The 16,721-nt window shown below is 69.6% G+C and carries 17 protein-coding genes; 7 read left to right on the forward strand and 10 right to left on the reverse strand.

The window, feature by feature from the left end; all coding sequences use genetic code 11:
* Positions 1-344 precede the first annotated feature (344 nt).
* Genes ITI46_RS13490 through ITI46_RS13500 form a run of 3 tightly spaced genes read left to right on the forward strand, consistent with a single transcriptional unit; the run spans position 345 to position 1,577 of the window.
* Complete coding sequence (locus ITI46_RS13490; protein ID WP_307808162.1) at positions 345-1,145, forward strand: helix-turn-helix domain-containing protein; 801 nt, start codon at positions 345-347, stop codon at positions 1,143-1,145.
* Complete coding sequence (locus ITI46_RS13495) at positions 1,142-1,345, forward strand: DUF397 domain-containing protein (protein ID WP_209239762.1); 204 nt, start codon at positions 1,142-1,144, stop codon at positions 1,343-1,345. The genes ITI46_RS13490 and ITI46_RS13495 overlap by 4 nt, the downstream gene beginning before the upstream one ends.
* 43 nt (positions 1,346-1,388) lie before the next feature.
* The gene (locus ITI46_RS13500; protein ID WP_209239763.1) at positions 1,389-1,577 is read left to right on the forward strand and encodes a DUF397 domain-containing protein; all 189 of its coding nucleotides are present in this window, start codon (positions 1,389-1,391) and stop codon (positions 1,575-1,577) included.
* A gap of 85 nt (positions 1,578-1,662) precedes the next feature.
* On the opposite strand, the gene ITI46_RS13505 is transcribed toward ITI46_RS13500, so the two are convergent.
* From ITI46_RS13505 to ITI46_RS13525, 5 genes are all read right to left on the reverse strand, one after another.
* Positions 1,663-3,219: an oxidoreductase gene (locus ITI46_RS13505; protein WP_209239778.1), complete on the reverse strand. Its 1,557-nt coding sequence runs from the start codon at positions 3,217-3,219 to the stop codon at positions 1,663-1,665.
* Between the two features lie 92 nt (positions 3,220-3,311).
* Positions 3,312-4,136: a carbohydrate ABC transporter permease gene (locus ITI46_RS13510; RefSeq protein WP_209239764.1), complete on the reverse strand. Its 825-nt coding sequence runs from the start codon at positions 4,134-4,136 to the stop codon at positions 3,312-3,314.
* Positions 4,133-5,080, reverse strand: a complete 948-nt coding sequence (locus ITI46_RS13515) for a carbohydrate ABC transporter permease (protein WP_209239765.1) — start codon at positions 5,078-5,080, stop codon at positions 4,133-4,135. Before ITI46_RS13515 ends, ITI46_RS13510 begins: the two co-directional genes overlap by 4 nt.
* Positions 5,077-6,474: an ABC transporter substrate-binding protein gene (locus tag ITI46_RS13520; RefSeq protein WP_209239766.1), complete on the reverse strand. Its 1,398-nt coding sequence runs from the start codon at positions 6,472-6,474 to the stop codon at positions 5,077-5,079. Before ITI46_RS13520 ends, ITI46_RS13515 begins: the two co-directional genes overlap by 4 nt.
* A gap of 146 nt (positions 6,475-6,620) precedes the next feature.
* Complete coding sequence (locus tag ITI46_RS13525; protein ID WP_247745931.1) at positions 6,621-7,679, reverse strand: carbohydrate kinase family protein; 1,059 nt, start codon at positions 7,677-7,679, stop codon at positions 6,621-6,623.
* A gap of 187 nt (positions 7,680-7,866) precedes the next feature.
* On the opposite strand from ITI46_RS13525, the gene ITI46_RS13530 reads away from it, so the two are divergent.
* Entirely contained in the window at positions 7,867-8,619 is a 753-nt protein-coding gene (locus tag ITI46_RS13530) for a DeoR/GlpR family DNA-binding transcription regulator (protein ID WP_209239768.1), read from the forward strand.
* Positions 8,620-8,660: 41 nt separating this feature from the next.
* Positions 8,661-10,004, forward strand: coding sequence for a 6-phospho-beta-glucosidase (locus ITI46_RS13535; RefSeq protein WP_209239779.1), 1,344 nt, complete (start codon positions 8,661-8,663; stop codon positions 10,002-10,004).
* A gap of 47 nt (positions 10,005-10,051) precedes the next feature.
* Here ITI46_RS13535 and ITI46_RS13540 read toward each other — a convergent pair whose 3' ends face one another.
* From ITI46_RS13540 to ITI46_RS13555, 4 genes are read right to left on the reverse strand one after another with little or no spacing between them, the layout of a single operon-like run.
* Complete coding sequence (locus tag ITI46_RS13540) at positions 10,052-10,888, reverse strand: carbohydrate ABC transporter permease (protein WP_209239769.1); 837 nt, start codon at positions 10,886-10,888, stop codon at positions 10,052-10,054.
* Positions 10,885-11,880, reverse strand: coding sequence for a carbohydrate ABC transporter permease (locus tag ITI46_RS13545; protein ID WP_209239770.1), 996 nt, complete (start codon positions 11,878-11,880; stop codon positions 10,885-10,887). Before ITI46_RS13545 ends, ITI46_RS13540 begins: the two co-directional genes overlap by 4 nt.
* A gap of 2 nt (positions 11,881-11,882) precedes the next feature.
* Positions 11,883-13,184, reverse strand: coding sequence for an ABC transporter substrate-binding protein (locus tag ITI46_RS13550; RefSeq protein WP_209239771.1), 1,302 nt, complete (start codon positions 13,182-13,184; stop codon positions 11,883-11,885).
* Positions 13,181-14,431 carry an aminotransferase class V-fold PLP-dependent enzyme gene (locus ITI46_RS13555; protein ID WP_209239772.1) on the reverse strand — a complete coding sequence of 417 codons (1,251 nt, stop codon included), beginning with the start codon at positions 14,429-14,431 and terminating at the stop codon, positions 13,181-13,183. The genes ITI46_RS13550 and ITI46_RS13555 overlap by 4 nt, the downstream gene beginning before the upstream one ends.
* 238 nt (positions 14,432-14,669) lie before the next feature.
* On the opposite strand from ITI46_RS13555, the gene ITI46_RS13560 reads away from it, so the two are divergent.
* Together ITI46_RS13560 and ITI46_RS13565 are read left to right on the forward strand one after the other, a co-directional pair.
* Positions 14,670-15,371 carry a FadR/GntR family transcriptional regulator gene (locus ITI46_RS13560; protein ID WP_209239773.1) on the forward strand — a complete coding sequence of 234 codons (702 nt, stop codon included), beginning with the start codon at positions 14,670-14,672 and terminating at the stop codon, positions 15,369-15,371.
* A gap of 166 nt (positions 15,372-15,537) precedes the next feature.
* The gene (locus tag ITI46_RS13565) at positions 15,538-15,969 is read left to right on the forward strand and encodes a hypothetical protein (RefSeq protein ID WP_209239774.1); all 432 of its coding nucleotides are present in this window, start codon (positions 15,538-15,540) and stop codon (positions 15,967-15,969) included.
* A gap of 40 nt (positions 15,970-16,009) precedes the next feature.
* Here ITI46_RS13565 and ITI46_RS13570 read toward each other — a convergent pair whose 3' ends face one another.
* Complete coding sequence (locus ITI46_RS13570) at positions 16,010-16,525, reverse strand: DoxX family protein (RefSeq protein WP_209239775.1); 516 nt, start codon at positions 16,523-16,525, stop codon at positions 16,010-16,012.
* Between the last annotated feature and the right edge of the window lie 196 nt (positions 16,526-16,721).

Genomic DNA, 16,721 nt, shown 5'->3' on the forward strand with positions numbered 1-16,721 from the left:
GGGTGTCGGGGTTGTGCCTGAGATGCAGGTGCCGCCCCTGCAACGCCTCCAGATCTGCGGCGCTCCTGTCGTCGCACGCCCCTCGCGCCCGACTGATCATCGTCCGGAACCATTCGCAGTCCTGGCACCCCGCGTACATCGCCCTGCTCATGCTTGCTCGTTCGTCGGGCATGGCCCCGCCTCCTTGGTTGCGCTGTTGGTGAGAACAACACAACTGGCGCTACTCTTGACTCACTTGAACGCGAGGACGCAAGCAAACGACGACCTGTGCCTGACCGTTCCAAACACAGAGAGGCTGTTCGCAGGTGGCAAGGAAGCGGAATCGGGTCCGTGACTTGAACCCAGTGGCGCCTACCTCGTTCGGGGAAGACGTCAAGCGCGTGAGGCAGGCGCGCGGACTGCTACAGAAACACTTGGGCACCGCCACCGGTTACAGCGAGGGCTATGTCAGCAAGGTCGAAAAGGGCACCATCACGCCGTCGATGAAGTTCGCGAAGGGCTGCGATGTCGCGTTCGGTACCGGTGACTTGTTCGCCGAACAGTTACGGCGGCTCATGGATGTCGACCACCCCGACTGGTTCGCACCCTTCGTAGAGCTGGAGAAAGCGGCATCCGAAATCTGCGACTACAGCACGAACCTGATCTTCGGCGGCGTACAGACCCGGGAGTACGCACGCGCGCTGCTGCGCTCCGGACAGCCGCTCGACACCCCTGAGCAGACTGCTGCCAAAGTTGACCTGCGGATGGAACGGCGCAAGCTGCACGAGAGTGATCGTCCACCGCTTCTGTGGCTGGTGCTGGACGAAGCGAGCCTGCGGCGCAGGGTAGGCGGAGACGCGGTGATGCGGGATCAGCTTCGTCACCTTACAGCCATGGCGGAGTACCCGGCCGTCACGGTTCAGGTGCTGCCGTTCAGTGCGGGTGCGCCCCCGGCCTCCTCCCCTTTCACCCTGTTGGACTTCCCGGAAGCCATGGCTCAACCTCCGGTGCTGTACTCCGAAGGGCAAGGCATCGGACGTGTGATTGACTCTGCGGAACGAGTAAAAGATGCCCGCAACAGGTACGACCGGCTACGTGCAGACGCGCTGTCACCGGGCCAGTCATTGGACTTGATTCGTAGCGTGATGGGAGAGCGCAGCCCATGAGCACAACCAACGGACCTTGGCTCAAGAGCAGCTACAGCGGCGGCGAAGGCGGCAACTGCCTCGAATGGATGCCCGCCTCGGCAGCGACCGGCGTCATCCCCGTCCGGGACAGCAAGAACACCGACCGAGCACCGCTGCGCTTCTCAACGGCGGCCTGGACCACGTTCGTCGGTAGCATGAAGCACTCCGCACGCCGATAAGCAGACTCAGCTTGGCCCAGAGCGTGATAGGAGAGCACACACCATGACCACAACCAACGGATCGTGGATCAAGAGCAGCTACAGCGCCGGCAACGGCGGGCAGTGCCTTGAGTGGGCGCCGGCCAAGCGAAAGGGCACCGTTCCTGTACGGGACAGCAAGGACACCGACCAAGCACCGCTGCGCTTCTCAACGGCGGCCTGGACCACCTTCGTCAGCGCCATGAAGCACTAAAGCGCTTTGCGCAAGGCCGTGAACTGGCCATCTCCGACATCCACGAAGCCTTCCTCACTCTGGGATGCGGACTGCTCTGCTGCCACTAGTTCTTCTGCAGGGCGCGGGTGACACCCGCGATGACGGCGGTCGTCAGCACCCAGCCGAAGGCGATCAGCAGGTAAGCCAGCCACTGGAGGCCGTCGTTCGGCCAGTACCAGGCCGTGCGCTGGCCCAGGCCGCCGATGGGGATCAGGAGGTCGAGTGTGTAGACGAGGGGTTGGAACGGTGCGCCTTCGCCTCGTTTGACCGGGTCAGGGGAGTGCGTGCCGAAGGACAGCGTACCCAGCAAGGTCAGTGCGAGGAGCCAGACGCCGGCCAGCCAGGGGCGGTAGCCGTAACCGACGGTCGCGTCGAGCAGGTGCCCCCACATGCGCGCGGCCCCGGGCAGAGTACGGCGCCGATGGCGCTGTTTGGCCAGGAGCACGCGGCGGGCGTCGTCGTCGTGGCCGGCCTTCCGGTACCAGCTCGCCAACTGCTCGTACGGCTGCGGGCCGTAGCCGGGGCTGCGCCGGATCCACGCCACCCGTCGCGCAACGGAGTCTCGCCGCCCCACTGCTTCCCGGCGCTCGCCGCCCTCGTCCACCTTGATGGAGCCGTAGACGAAGCCGTCCAGCTCCACCACGTCCGGCCAGCTGTGATCGCTGTCGTGGAGGTTGGACACCTGTGCGCCGCGCAGGTCCACGCTGCCGGACGGAGACTGGGCGAGGGTGAAGTCGAAGTCGACGGCCTGCATCCGAGGCGCGACCAGGGACGGGCTGCGCCCGTCGGGCGGCCCGTTCAGGACGGCTCCCTCGAAGGTCAGGTTGTCCGAGATCCGGGTGCCCCGCAGCCGTACGGTGCCGTTCGCCATGAACCCGTCGGAGAAGTCGAGCGTCGAGGCCACGGCGTTGTCCAGCGCGAGCGCCACCCCGCGCGGGCCGGGGCTCACCAGCTGTGCACCCTTCATGAACAGTCCGCCCGGCAACTGCGCGCCCAGCAGCCGTACTTCACCTCGCACGACAAACCCGCCCCTGCAGGTCACGCCTCCTTCCATGACCAGGCCGCCGGCGGCCACGGCCCACCCGCCGGGCGCACTGATCTCAGCACCGTTGAGGAGCATGCCGCCGGTCACCCGGGCATCGCTCAGCGACAGGGCGGTGCTCACGTGGTTGAAGGGCGAGGAAGCGAGGCTTTCCACTACCGACCGCCGCAAGTCGAGCGTCCCCTCGACGCAGGCCGCATAGGCTTCAATGCCCGGTACGTGGCTGCCCGTGATCACGACCGTCTGTGTCGAGGCTCCGAGCAGGTCCACCGACTCCTCGAACCAGCAGTCCTCGAGCCAGAGGGCGTAAGCGACCTGCGCGCCGGCCAGATTGAGGCGCCCGGATATCCGCGCCCCGGCGAGCCTCAGACACGCCACGGCGCCCGGCTGCGCGGTGTTCGCGCCCAGGAGGAGCGCCACGATCACCGCGGCCCGCACCGTCCGCTCGGGGCCCCACCGCCCACCCTCGGCGACACGGTCCTCCTCGGGCACGCCCGTGCGCAGGTCCACGCGGCGTCCCTCGGGGAACGCGTCCCACAACTCACGCTCCGGTGAGGTCAACTCGTCGTAGGAGAGCACTCGTGCAGAGTAGTGATCCACCTTCGCGCTCGCTCTGCCCACGCACGAACCGGCCCCTTCTGTCAGGAGTTCCAAGGCGGGCCGCCCGCCCGTCACTCCTTGGCGGAGCCCGTCAGCATGCCCTGGATGAAACGGCGTTGCAGCACCAGGTAGACCAGCACAACCGGCAGCGCGATCAGCGTCGCGGCGGCGGCCAGCAGGGCGGTGTCCGAGGAGTGCTGCCCTTGGAAGAAGGCGAGGCCCAGCGGCACCGTCCGGTGGGCCTCGTCGCTCACCATCACCAGGGCCATCAGAAACTCGTTCCAGGTCCACATGAAGACGATGACCGTCAGCGTGGAGAACGCGGGCCGCCCCATCGGCACCAGGATGCGGGTGAGCGTCGACCAGTGGGTCGCCCCGTCGATGCGGGCCGCCTCCAGCAGGGAGCGCGGCGTGTTGCGGAAATAGGTGCGCATCCAGAAGACGCCGAACGCGAGCGACTGCGCGGTCTGCGGCAGGATCAGCCCCCAGTAGGTGTTGGTCAGCCCCCAGTGCCGCAGGTCGAAGTAGAGCGGGACGATCACCGCTTCCTGCGGCAGGGTGAGACCCACGACGAACAGGTAGAACAGCCAGTTGGAGCCGGGGAAGCGCATGGTGCCGAAGGCGTAGGCCGCCAGCGTGGCCAGCACCGTGGTGGCGGCCACCACGGCGACGGCGACCAGTACGGAGCTGAACAGATAGCTGCCGAAGTGGCCGCGGGTCCAGGCGTCGGCGAAGTTGCCCCAGTTGAGGCCGTCCGGCAGCGCGAAGCCGGTGTCCAGCGAGGACTGGCTGGACAGCGCGGTGGAGAGGATTCCGGCCACCGGGGTGAGGGCGATCAGCGCGAACAGGCCGAGGATGCCGTAGGTGACACCGCGTTCGGTGCGGGAAGTGTTCATCGTCTGCGGCCCTCCACGAGCCTGGTGACCACCATGGTCAGCGCGAAGATCACGGCGGTGAGGGTGATGCCCATGGCCGACGCCGAGCCGACCTCGCCGCTCTCGAAAGCGCGGCGGTAGACCTCGTACGCGGGCACGGAGGTGGCATTGCCAGGACCACCGCTGGTGGTGATGTAGATGAGGTCGAAGTTGCGCAGCGCCGCCACCATGGTGAGCGTGAGCGCGACGGCGATCTCGGCGCGCAGTCCCGGCAGGGTGACGGCGAAGAACTCCCGCACCGGGCCCGCACCGTCGATGCGTGCCGCCTCGTACAGCTCGCGCGGGATCCGCTGGGCGCCGGCCAGGAAGAGCACCAGACACAGTCCGGTCTCCACCCAGGTGCCGATGGCCCCGACGGCGGGCAGCGCCCAGGTGTCGTCGCCGAGCCAGGATCTGGCCAGACCGTCCAGACCCACGGCACCGAGGGTGTCGTTCAGCAGCCCGTCGGGCGCCAGTACGGCACGCCAGGCGACACCGACTACGACCATGGCCAGCACCTGCGGCAGAAAGAGCACGGTGCGGTAGAAGGTCATCCCGCGGATGCGGAAGCGGGTCAGCGCCGCGGTGAGCAGCAGCCCGATGGCCACCGGCAGCACGGCGTAGAAGAGCAGCAGTACCGCGGCGTGCGCGAAGGGGGCGCGTAGCTCGGGGTCGGTGAGCAGGTCCTGGTAGTTGTCGAGACCGGCCCAGCTCGCCCGGGTCAGCCCGTCCCAGTGCAGCAGCGACAGCCAGCCGGTCTGGCCGAGCGGCCACAGCAGGAAGACCCCGAAGACAGCGAGCGCGGGCAGCACGTACAGATAACCGACCGCCCTGGGCTCACCGGGAGCCTGCCGCCGGTAGCGGGCCGCGAGGCGGCGCAGCGCGGCCGAACTCCCTCGGCTCCCCGTGCCCGTGTGCGCGCTCATTCCTCGTCCTCGCCGTCGGCGCGCTGCTGGGCGCGGAAGTCCGCGTACTCCTTCTGCATGCGGGTGGCGAGCTCGCCGGGACCGAGTTTGCCGCTGAGGACGCCCTGGAGATCGGCGGAGAGGGTGTCGTAGAAGGTGGGAGTGGTGTAGTCGAGGTAGGGCACCAGCCCGTCGGCGGCGTTCAGTCTCTGCCAGCCCGCGAACATCTGGCCGTCGGCCTCGTCCGGGTCGAGCTGCTTCGCGGCCTCGCCGGGCACGATGGGCAGCACGCCTTCCTCGGTCATCACCTTGGAGGCGTGTGCGCTCGTGAGGAAGTCCAGGTAGGCCGCGGCGACTTCCGGGTGGTCGGACTTGGAGGTGATGGACCAGGGCAGTCCCTCGCCGCCGGTGGTGACCGGCTGCTGCCCGGCTGCCGGGGGCGGTGGCATGAAGCCGAGGTCGTCACCCATGGGTTTACGCAGGTCGGCGAGTTGCCAGGTGCCGGTGATCAGGAAGGCGCCCTTGCCGTCGGCGAACTGCTTGGCCGCGTCGTCGTACCCCTTGCCGTTGGCGCCCTTGGGGAAGTAGCCCTTCTTCGCCCAGTCGGCGAGGGTGCGGGCCGCGGTGCGGGTGGCGTCCGTGTCGAAGCCGCCGCCACGCCCGAACACCGTCTCCCGGACCGGCTCCGCACTTCCCGCAGCCTGGCCCTGGAGGACGCCGAAGGTGTGGATGGCGGGGTACTTGTCGAGGTTGCCGAACTGGACGGGGAGCTGGCCGGCCTTCTTCAGCTTCGGCAGCGCGCCGGTGAGGTCCTCCCAGGTCTTCGGCGGCTTGACGCCTGCCTTCCGCAGCACCTTCTTGTTGTAGTAGACGCCGATGTACTCGCCCTCCTGGGAGATCCCGTACAGCTGGCCGGTGCCGAACTGCTTGCCGTCGGGCGAGACCCGGTTGAGGTTGAGCAGGGTCTGCGGGAAGCGGGTGTTCCAGCTGTAGAGGCCCGCGTAGCTGTCCAGTGGGGTGAGCATTCCGGCGCGGGCGAAGGCCACCATGTCGGAGTAGCCCTGGTTGGCCTGTACGACGTCGGGCGGGTTGTCGCCGCTCAGCGCGAGCTTGAGGGTCTTCTTCAGGTCGTTGAAGCTGCGCGCCACGCGCTTGATGGTGACGTTGGGGTACTTCTTCTCGAACTCCTTGTTGAGCCGCTCGACCTGGGCGTTCGCGCCACCCCGGGTCTGCTGGTCCCACACCGTGAGGGTGACCTTTCCGGCCTTGCCGGGGTCAGGTATGGCAGTCGCGGCAGCCCCCTGGGAGCCCGCCGCGCCGGACCCGTCGGTCCCGGGCACGCAGGCGGCGGCCAGCAGCAGAACCCCCAACGTGCCGAGGGCTCTGAGTCGCCTGTGATGGCGGTGCGCTTTCATCGTCCTACACCCTCCTTGTTCGGATGCGCCCCGAAGGGGCGCGGGGAACTGCTCCCCCAACCTTCGGCCGGGCGGTGCCCCCAGCAACCACAAAGCACCCGCAGCCGAAAACGCTCCTGCGCCCGCCCTCCCCGCGGAGCGCCCTCTCACGAGCGGAAGCCGATGGTGGGGGTGGCGCGCAGCGGCCACTCCCCACCGCCACCGGGCAACAGGTCGTCCAGGAAGGAATACCGCCGCATCACGTCCTGGCTCTGCCCGCCGATCCGCCGCGCGTACTGCCACCAGGCGGCCACTTCGCTCCAGCCGGGGGCCGAGAGGGAACCGCCGAAGTGCTGTACGGACAGCGCCGCGGTCAGGTTGGCGAAGGCCAGCCGGTCGGCGAGCGGCCAGCCGGCCAGCGTCCCGGTGGTGAAACCGGCCATGAACACGTCCCCGGCGCCGGTGGGGTCGAGAGCGTCGACCTCCAGCGCGGGCACGTCCGCGTGCTCGCCGGTCGTCCCGTCCACCGCGACCGCGCCTCCGGAGCCCTTGGTCACGACCGCGACGGGCACCAGTTCGGCCAGCGCCCGCACGGCTGCCTCCGGGGTTTCGGTGCGGGTGTAGTGCATGGCCTCGGTGGCGTTCGGCAGGAAGGCGTGGCACAGCGACAGATCGGCCAGCGTGTCCGGGTCCCAGGCGCCGGTCTCGTCCCAGCCGGTGTCGGCGAAGATCAGGCTGCCTTCGGAGTGCGCCTGCCGTACCCAGTCCCCCACCCGGCCGGGAGAAAGCGAGGTGACGCAGGCCCGCGACCGCGGCCGGGAGGCGACGCTGACGCACGGCTTGGGCTCCTCGTGGCCGTGGCTGACCATGGTGCGCTCGCCCTCGTACGCCATCGAGACGGTGACCGGCGAGTGCCAGCCCTTCGCCCGGTGCGAGGGGGCCAGGTCGATGCCCTCGCTGGCGGAGAGCGCCTCCCAGCAGTAGTCGCCGTACATGTCGTCGCCGAAGGCTGCCGCGAGTGCGGTGCGCAGTCCGAGCCTGCGCAGGGCTGTCGCCATGTTGGCCACTCCGCCGGGGCTGGAGCCCATGCCGCGGGCCCAGGTCTCGGTGCCCCGCACGGGGGCGTGATCGAGGCCGGTGAAGACGATGTCGAGGAAGACCGTGCCGGTGAGGAACACATCGGTCTTCGGGCCGCCGTCCGAGCGGAGGGCGGCGAGCGGGTCCAACCGGCTTCCTGTCGGTGCCGGCTGGGCGCTCCCAGTGGTACTCAAGGCCGCTCGCCCCTCTCAGGTATGGCCAGAACTTAGCTGTTCGTTGACTGGTTTGAGCGATACCTTGCACGCTTCCCGGGCCAGATTGCAAGAGGTCGGTCACACTCGCGCAAAGTCGCTCAGTCGCGCTAGGGTGCGGAGCATGTTGCGTGAAACCCGGCACGAGAAGCTGCTGCGGCTCCTCCGCGAGGAGGGGGTGCTGCCCGTCGTCGAGATCGCCCGGCGGCTCGAGGTCAGCGAGGCCACCGCGCGGCGCGACGTGTCCGACCTCTCCGGTGCCGGGCGGCTGCGCCGGGTCTACGGCGGCGCCATCGCCCGCGAACCGGTCGAGAGGCCCTTCGCGGAGGAGGAGGTGGACGACCTTCCGGCCAAGGAGGCCGTCGCCGCGGGTGCGGCCCAGCTGATCCGGAACGGCGAGACGGTGCTGCTCGACATCGGCACCACCACCCTGCAGCTCGCGCGGCTGCTGCACGGCCGGAAGATCACCGTCGTCACCTCCAGCCTCGCCGTCTACGAGGAACTGCGCGCCGACGACGAGGTGTCCCTCGTACTGCTGGGCGGCGAAGTACGGCGCAACTACCGCTCCCTGGTCGGCCAGCTGACCCGGGCCGCGCTGCGGGAGATCTACGCCGACCGCGTCTTCCTCGGCACCAGCGGGGTGCTGGCCGACGGCCGGGTGCTGGACACCACCGAGGTGGAGGTCCCCGTCAAACGGGCCATGCTCGGCTCCGCCCGGCAGGCGGTGCTGCTGGCCACCCCGCGCAAGTTCCCCGGCACCGGCAGCGCCCGCGTCTGCCAGGCCGAGGACATCGACATGCTGATCACCGGCCAGGCGACCGACCCGGCCACCCTCGCCACGTTCCGCGAGGCCGATGTGGAGGTAGTTCAGGTATGACGGGAATGACTGGCGCCACCGGCCAGGCCGGCAGCGACGGGATGCGGCTCACCGTGCTGGGCGGCGGCGGGTTCCGCGTTCCGCTCGTCCACCGGGCGCTGCTCCAGGACGCCCAGGGACCGGACGCCGCAGGGCGCTGCACCGAACTCGTCCTCCACGACACCGATCCCGGCCGGCTCGACGCCATCGGCGCCGTCCTCGCCGAGCAGGCAGCGCGGCACCCGGGCCCGGCGCCCGCCGTACGCACCACCACGGACCTGGACGAGGCGCTGGCCGGCACCGACTTCGTCTTCAGCGCCATCCGCGTCGGCGGCCTCGCCGGGCGGGTGCGCGACGAACAACTCCCGCTGGCCCAAGGGCTGCTCGGCCAGGAGACTGTCGGCGCCGGCGGCGTCCTCTACGGGCTGCGCACCGTGCCGGTGGCCCTGCACATCGCCGAGCGCGTCGCCGCGCTCGCCCCGCAGGCGTGGGTCATCAACTTCACCAACCCGGCCGGTATGGTCACCGAGGCGATGAGCCGGGTGCTGGGCGACCGCGTCATCGGCATCTGCGACTCGCCCGTCGGCCTCTGCCGCCGCGCCGCGCGGGCCGTCGGCGCCGACCCGGACCGCGCCGACTACGACTACGTGGGCCTCAACCACCTCGGCTGGCTGCGCCGCATCGTGGTCGACGGCACCGACCGGATGCCCGCGCTGCTGGGGGACACGGCGGCACTGGAGTCGTTCGAGGAGGGCAAGCTCTTCGGCGCCGACTGGCTGCGCGCGCTGGGGGCCCTGCCGAACGAGTATCTGCACTACTACTACCACCACCGCGAAGCCCTCACCGCGATCCGCGAAGCGGACGCCACCCGCGGGGAGTTCCTCGCCCGCCAGCAGCAGGGCTTCTACGAGAAGCTGTCCGGCGACGAGGCCACCGGCAGCGCCTTCCGGGCCTGGGACGAGACGCGCCGCGAACGCGAGGAGACGTACATGGCCGAGAGCCGCCAGGCGTCGGGCGGCTGGCAGCGCGACAGCTGCGACCTGGACGGCGGCGGCTACGACCGCGTCGCGCTGGCGCTGATGCGGGCCATCGCGCGCAACGAGCGCACCACCTTGATCCTCAACGTACGCAGCCGCGGCGCCGTGCCCGGTCTCGACCCCGACGCCGTGGTGGAGGTGCCGTGCCTGGTCGACGCGGGCGGGGCCCGCCCGCTGGCCACCGGCCCGGTGGCCCCGGACCAGCTGGGGCTGATGCTCCAGCTCAAGGCCGTCGAGCGCAGCACCATCGAGGGCGCCACCGGCAACTCCCACCGCGCGGCGCTGCGCGCCCTCGCCCTCCACCCCCTGGTCGACTCGGTGCACGCCGCGGAACGCGTCCTGGAGGCGGCCGGTCCGCTGCGGGGCTGAGCGGTCCCTTCAGAATGCCGGGTTCTTGTGGGCCAGGATCATGCGGTTCACCCCTTGACCGCGCCGGAGGTGAGGCCCTGGACGATGTGCCGGCTGGCGAAGGCGAACAGCACCATCGTCGGGGCGATGGTGAGCACGGCCGCGGCGGACATCGAGCCCCAGTCGATGTTGAAGCTGGAGATGAAGCCGTTCAGGGCGGTGGGGATGGTCTTGTTCTCGTCGCTGTTCATCAGCGTCACCGACAGGAACAGCTCGTTCCAGCAGTTGACGAAGTTGAAGATGAACGCGGCGACGATGCCCGGGCGCATCACCGGCAGCAGCACCCGGAACAGCGCACCGAACCGGGACAGGCCGTCGATCATGGCGGCCTCCTCCAGCGCGTCCGGGACGTTCGCGAAGAAGCCGCGGAGCATCACCGTGCAGAACGGGATGCACACGGCGATGTAGACGAGGATGAGCCCGAGCCGGTTGTCGACCAGCTTCAGGTCGGTCATCAGCAGGTACAGCGGCCCGAGCGCGATGAAGGCGGGGATCATCTGGGTGACCAGGGCAGCCATCAGCAGCGCGCTCTTGGTCCGGAACTCGAACCGGGCGAGCACATACGCCGAGAGCATCGAGATCGCGGTGGCCGTGGCGCCCGCGACGGCCGCGATGATCAGGCTGTTGGCGAGGTATGTGCCGAAGTCCGCCTTGCTGAACAGGCCTTCGTAGTTCTCCAGCGAGAACGTCTCGGGCCAGTAGGCGATCGGGAAGGTGAAGATGTCGCCGGGCGCTTTGAGCGAGGTGATGGTGATCCAGTAGAGCGGGAAGACCGTGAAGACCAGCCACAGCCCCAGGAAGGCGAACTTCACGGTCCGGCCGGCCGCGGTCTCCTTGCCGATCATGGCCTCGCTCCCTTCTTCTCGCGTGTGGCCAAGAGGAAGAACGCCGCGAAGACGAGCAGCGACGCGACGATGAGCAGGCCGATCGCGGAGGCCCTGCCGTAGTCGCCCTGCTGAGTGATGCGGATCATCCAAGTGGTCACGATGTGCGTCTGGTTGTCCGGACCGCCGCCGGTCATACCGAAGATCAGGTCCGGGAAGTTGAAGATCCAGATGATCCGCAGCAGCACGGTGAGCGCCAGGGTGGTGCGGATGTACGGGATGGTGATCTGGAACAGCGTGCGCGCCTTGCCCGCGCCGTCGAGCGCCGCCGCCTCGTACAGCTCGTCCGGGATGGACTGCAGCGCGGCCAGGATCATGATCGTGAAGAAGGTGACCCCGTACCAGATGTTGGCGACGATGACGGCGCCCATCGCGGTGTGCGGGTCGGCCAGCCAGGCGATCGGCTCGTCGCTGAGCCCGGTCTTCTGCAGCAGGTCGTTGACCACGCCGAACTCGGAGTTGAACAGCCAGCGGAAGAGGATGCCGATGAGGAAGCCGGAGACCGCCCAGGGGAAGAAGACGAGCGCCTGGTAGAGCCCTCGGAAGCGGAACTTCCGGCGCAGCCAGAGGGCGAGCGCGAAGCCGATGACGAGCTGGGGCACGATCGAGGCCACCACCCACACCGCGGTGTTGCCGAGCACCGTGCTCCACGCCGGGTCGGCGAAGACGTCCCGGAAGTTCTTCAGGCCCACCCAGGAGGTGTCGGTCAGGTCGGTCAGCTTCCAGTTGCGGAACGCCATCTGGCTGCCGGCGATCATCGGGTAGTACGTGAAGAGGGCGACGAAGAGCGCGGCCGGCGCCATGAACGCGGCGATGGTCAGCGCGCGCCTGGCGGTGAACTCCGGCCTGCGCCGGCTCGTCGCCGGGCCGCCGGAAGGCGGGGCGCCCTTCGCGGGGGAGGACCGGCCCGGCCGCGGCCGGGCCGGTTGCCTGGTCGGGGACACGATGGGCATGCCTACTTCTCCTTCGCCCACTTCTCGGTCCAGTAGGCGTCCCACTCGGCCAGCAGCTCCTTGGGGGTCATCTTGCCGAGCAGCACCTTCTGCACATCGGCGTCAGCCTTCTTCCCCCACTCGGTCCACCAGGGGACGCCGCGCGGCTGGGTGACAACCTGGTACTTCTCCGGCTGCTCGGTCATCTTCAGGTAGCTCGACCAGGGGCCGGTCTTGTAGAACTTGTCGTCGTTCGCCGACTTCAGGATCGGCACGAGGCTGTTCTTCTTGGTGAAGGTCGTCGACGCCGCACCCTGGGAGAGGAACTTCACCAGCTTCACCGCCTCGGCCTTGTGGCCGCTGCTGTCCGCGACGCCCCAGCCGGCGGTGGCCAGCGGCTGGACGGTCTTGCCGCTCGGCCCCCTCACCAGCGGGGCCGTGCTCCACTGGTCCTCGCCGATCGCCTTGGACTCCCGGACGGTGGCGATCACCTCGGGGTCCTGGAGCAGGAAGGCGGTGGAGCCGTTGGAGAAGCCCTCCACCATCTCGGGATAGGCCCAGGAGACGGACGACTTGGGTGAGGCCTTCTTGAACAGCTGGAAGTACGTGTCGACCGCGTCCTGCGCAGCAGGGGCGGAGAAGATGCTGCCGCCGTCCTTGAGCCGGAAGCCGTTGTCGGGGTCGATCTCGTCGGCGACGTACGCCGAGATCGCGGCGGTGACGTTGCTGTTGGCGTTCTCGCCGCCGCGGAAAGCGTAGCCGTACCGGCGCTTCGCCGGGTCGTGGATGGCCGACGCCTGCTTCAGCAGCTCCTTCCAGGTGGCCGGCGGCTTGCTGAACCCGGCCTGCTTGATCAGGTCGGTGCGGTAGAAGAGGCTCAGCCCGTAGAAGCCGTAGGGGAGGAAGTAGGTCCTGCCCTTGGCGTCTTCAGAGGCCTTGACGGCGTTCTCCGTCATGGCCTGCTTGCCGTCCCAGCCCTTGAGGTCCTTCTTCATGTCGTAGAGCCAGCCGTTGGTCGACCACGGGCCGACGGTGATGTCACGGACCTCGAGCACGTCGACACCGGTGCCGGACTGGAGCATCTGCTGCAGCTTCTGGTCGGCCTGCTCGGTCGGCGGCGAGATCAGTTTGACCTTGATCTTCGGGTTCTTCTTCTCGAAGTCCGCTATGAGGTCCTTCAGCAGGTCCGTGCGGGTGGGGTTCGTCAGGCTCTCGACCATGGTGACCGTGACCGTCCCGCCGTCGCCGCCGCTCATGGCTGAACAGCTGGTCAGGACCATCGCGGCGGCGGTGCCCAGGGCCAGGGCTGCCGTCCTTCTTCTCATCGTGCTGGCCTCTCTGTCGGGTGCTCGCGGGCCGCGCGGGCCCACTCGCCGAGGGCAGGGACGCAGACCTCGGCGAAGTATTCGTAGTCGGCCGGAGTGTTGTAGACGTGGGCGGAGAGACGGAGGTAGCCGGCGCCGCCGAAGCTGGTGAACGCCACCTCGACGCCCAGCTCTTGGGCCGCGCGGTCGCGCAGCGCGTCGGCTTCGACGCGGGTACCGGCCAGGCCGTCGGGCAGCCGCACCAGCCGCATACCGGGTACCGGCATGCCGACGTCGACCGCGGCGTCGGCGCCGGTCAGCTCGGCGACCGCGGCGCCGATGACCTGCGCGCCGTAGTCGGCAAGGTCGTCCATGTACCGGCGTGCGGCCTGCCAGCCCCAGGTGCGCCCCACGAAGTCGAGCGCGGCCGGCGCCGCGAGGTAGCTGGTGACGTCCACCGTCCCCTGGTGATCGAAGCGGTCGGGGAACGGCTCCGCGGCACCCCACGAGTCGATCAGCGGGTGGAGCTGTTCGCGCAGTGGCCCACGGGCCACCAGCGTGGCGGTGCCGCGCGGCGCGCAGCCCCACTTGTGCAGGTTGCCGACCCAGAAGTCGCACGCGACGCCGGCCAGCGGGGCGTCGATCAGGCCGGGCGCGTGCGCGCCGTCCACGAGCAGCGGGATACCGCGTTGGCGCGCCTCCGCGCCGATCCGCGCCACCGGCAGCCGGCGCGCGGTCGCCGAAGTGATCTGGTCCACCACGACGAGGTCGGTGGCGGCGGAGAGCTCGACTGCCACGGCCTGGTACGCCTGCTCCTCATCCGCGTCCAGCGGCACCCGGGCGGTGCGGACCCGGCCGCCCCAGCGGCGGGCCAGCCGCTCGGCACCCATGGTCACGGCGCCGTAGCCGTGGTCGGTCACGACGATCTCGCCGCCGCGGCGGCGGGGGATCGCGGCGTAGACGGAGCTGGCGCCGGCGCTCGCGTTCGGCACCAGGGCCAGGTCGCCGGGCGCGACGTCGAGGAAGGCGGCGAGTTCGGCCCGGGCGGCGGCGACCCGCCCCGGCAGGGCCGGGAACCACACCACCGGCGAGCGGTCCATCTCCGCCCGCAGCGCGGCCTGCTGCTCCTGCGCCACCAGCGGGACGGCGCCGAACGAGCCGTGGTTCAGATGCTTCATGGCGGGGTCGAGCGACCACGCGTCGGCTGCCGGCCGGCCGTCCGCCAGCAGCAGCGGGCGCGGCGCCGTGGTGACCTCGGTCTCGCTCACGGGACTCCGTATCTACCCGGATCTTGGCGTCCCGGAGAGCGGTGGTCGTCAGATCACCCCTGGGACTTGTATGATGACTCGGCATATTGGCACGTCGTTCCCGCCCCGGCAAGGGCTCTTCATCAAGATTCATCAGACGAATAGTGACCGTTACCCCCAAGACTTCTGATGACGTTCCGGTGGGTCGCTACAGTGCACCGAGGGCCGGCGAGATCCCGGCCGTCAGGGGAGGAGTCCGATGTCCGCAGTCGACAAGGCGTTCCACGGCCTACGGCACATGATCGCTACGGGACGTCTGGGCGCGGGCGAGCGCATCCCGGCCGAGGCCGAACTCTGCGAGGAACTGGGGGTGTCCCGAGGGCCCCTGCGCGAGGCGGTGCGGATGCTCGCCGCCCTGGGGGTGGTCGAGCCGCGGCACGGCTCCGGCACCTACGTCTCCCAGCTCCGGCCCGAGGACGTGATAGGCAGCCTCTCGCTGACGCTCGAGCTGCTGCCGCTGCCCGGACTGCTGGAGGTCTACGAGATCCGGCGGGTGCTGGAGAGCCACGCAGCGGCCAAGGCGGCCGCGCGGGCCACCCCGGAAACGATCCGGACGCTCTTCTCACTCATCGAGGCCATCGACGCCACCGACGACCCCGCCAAGTTCTCCGAGCTCGACCACATCTTCCACGCCGAGATCACCAGAGCCGGCGGGAACCCCACCCTGGCCTCGCTGCTGTCGGTCTTCCGCGCCCGCTCCCGCAAGTACCAGGTCTTCACCGTCCCCGAGGGCCCGGAGCTACGGCGCATGAGCAACGAGGGCCACCGGGCGCTGGCCACCGCGATCGCGGACCGGGACCCGGGCGCGGCCTCCACCGCGGCGGAGGCCCACATCACGCAGTCCGAGCAGTGGCTGCGCGCGTTCATGCCGGCCGTGGAGGACGACGGCGCGCCGAACTGACGGCCGTCGGCCCGGGTATGCGCGAAGCGCGCCGGACCAGGCATATGCCGTCTTGCGATTCCGGCCTGTCTCCTGCTCGTTTCCCCCACCCCGCTGCTTCCGCCCCACTAGGCTCACCGGTCGGATTCCCGGCAAGTATTGGGTCGTCGACGCGGAGGAGAAGAAGGTGCGCAGGACAGTCTCGGGAGTGGCCTTGGTCATGGCGGGCGTTCTGCTGGCCGGCTGCGGCGTCGGTTCCGGGGGAGGCGACGACAAACCCGCGTCGGCGGCGAAGTCGAAGAAGAAGCCGGGGCCGCCCGAAACCCACGAGGTGACCCTGGAGGTCCAGGGCACCGGCTCCTCGCAGATCGGGTGGGCAGCCGGCTCCAGCCACTTCGGAACGGCGACGCTGCCCTGGAAGAAGACGACCGAAGTCACCCTCGAAGGTGCCCAGTTGAAGACCGGCGTACAGCTGTATGTCACGCCGCAGGCCGTGAAGGGCGCCAACGGGAAGTTCGTCTTCCCCCCGTGCGTCCTCAAGGTCGACGGCAAGAAGGTGGACGAGAACGCCGGGGGCAAGAGCTCGCAGGGCTGCAAGTACCACCTCAAGGGGTCCTGAGCCCGCGGCCCTGTGCGGGGCTACGACGTGTGGTGCAGGGCTACGCCTTGCGGCCGGGGCCGTGACCGCGTGCGGCATGCCGGGTGTGCACCGGGCAGTGCGCCGCCTTGTGACCCTTGATGTGCTTCTTGAAGCGGCTCCGCATCGCGTGGGCGACCGCCTGGTGGTTGGCGTCGCTGACGACAGCGAGCAGACCGCCCATGATGGCGGTGTTCTTGCCGAAGTGGATCCGCTGGGCCGCGCGCTGTCCCGGGTCCTCCTCCTCCCAGAACGGGTGCCCGGCCAGGGTGGTGGGCAGCAGCGAGGCGGCCAGCGCCAGCGCGGCGGTACGCGGGGCGCGCCCCGTGGTGAGCAGGGCGCCGGCCACCACCTGCACGGCGGCGTTCACCCGTACGAGCTTCACATCGTCGCCCGGCAGCGGGACCTTCTCGCGCAGCTTGTCCAGGAAGGGCGCCGCCATCCCGGCCGGGGGCTCGGGATTGCTCAGCGTTCCCACTCCCGCATTCACGAAGAACGCGCCGAGAAGCGGGCGGGAGACCAGTTGCAGAGGTGTCATCCGGGGTCCTTGGGTACGGGCGGACGGAGGAGGCGGCGACATGCCGTCACCGCCATGTCACGCGTACCACGGCCACCCCGCAACCCGGAACCCTCCGTACGGCGCACCGGCCACCCCCTCCGGCGCCGACCACTCCCCCGGCAGCTCACCCGGATGCCGGTGGCGGTGGTGCGGTCCAGGACCTGGGGGTGGAGGG

The organism is Streptomyces oryzae (assembly GCF_017676365.1).
Classification (GTDB): domain Bacteria; phylum Actinomycetota; class Actinomycetes; order Streptomycetales; family Streptomycetaceae; genus Streptomyces; species Streptomyces oryzae.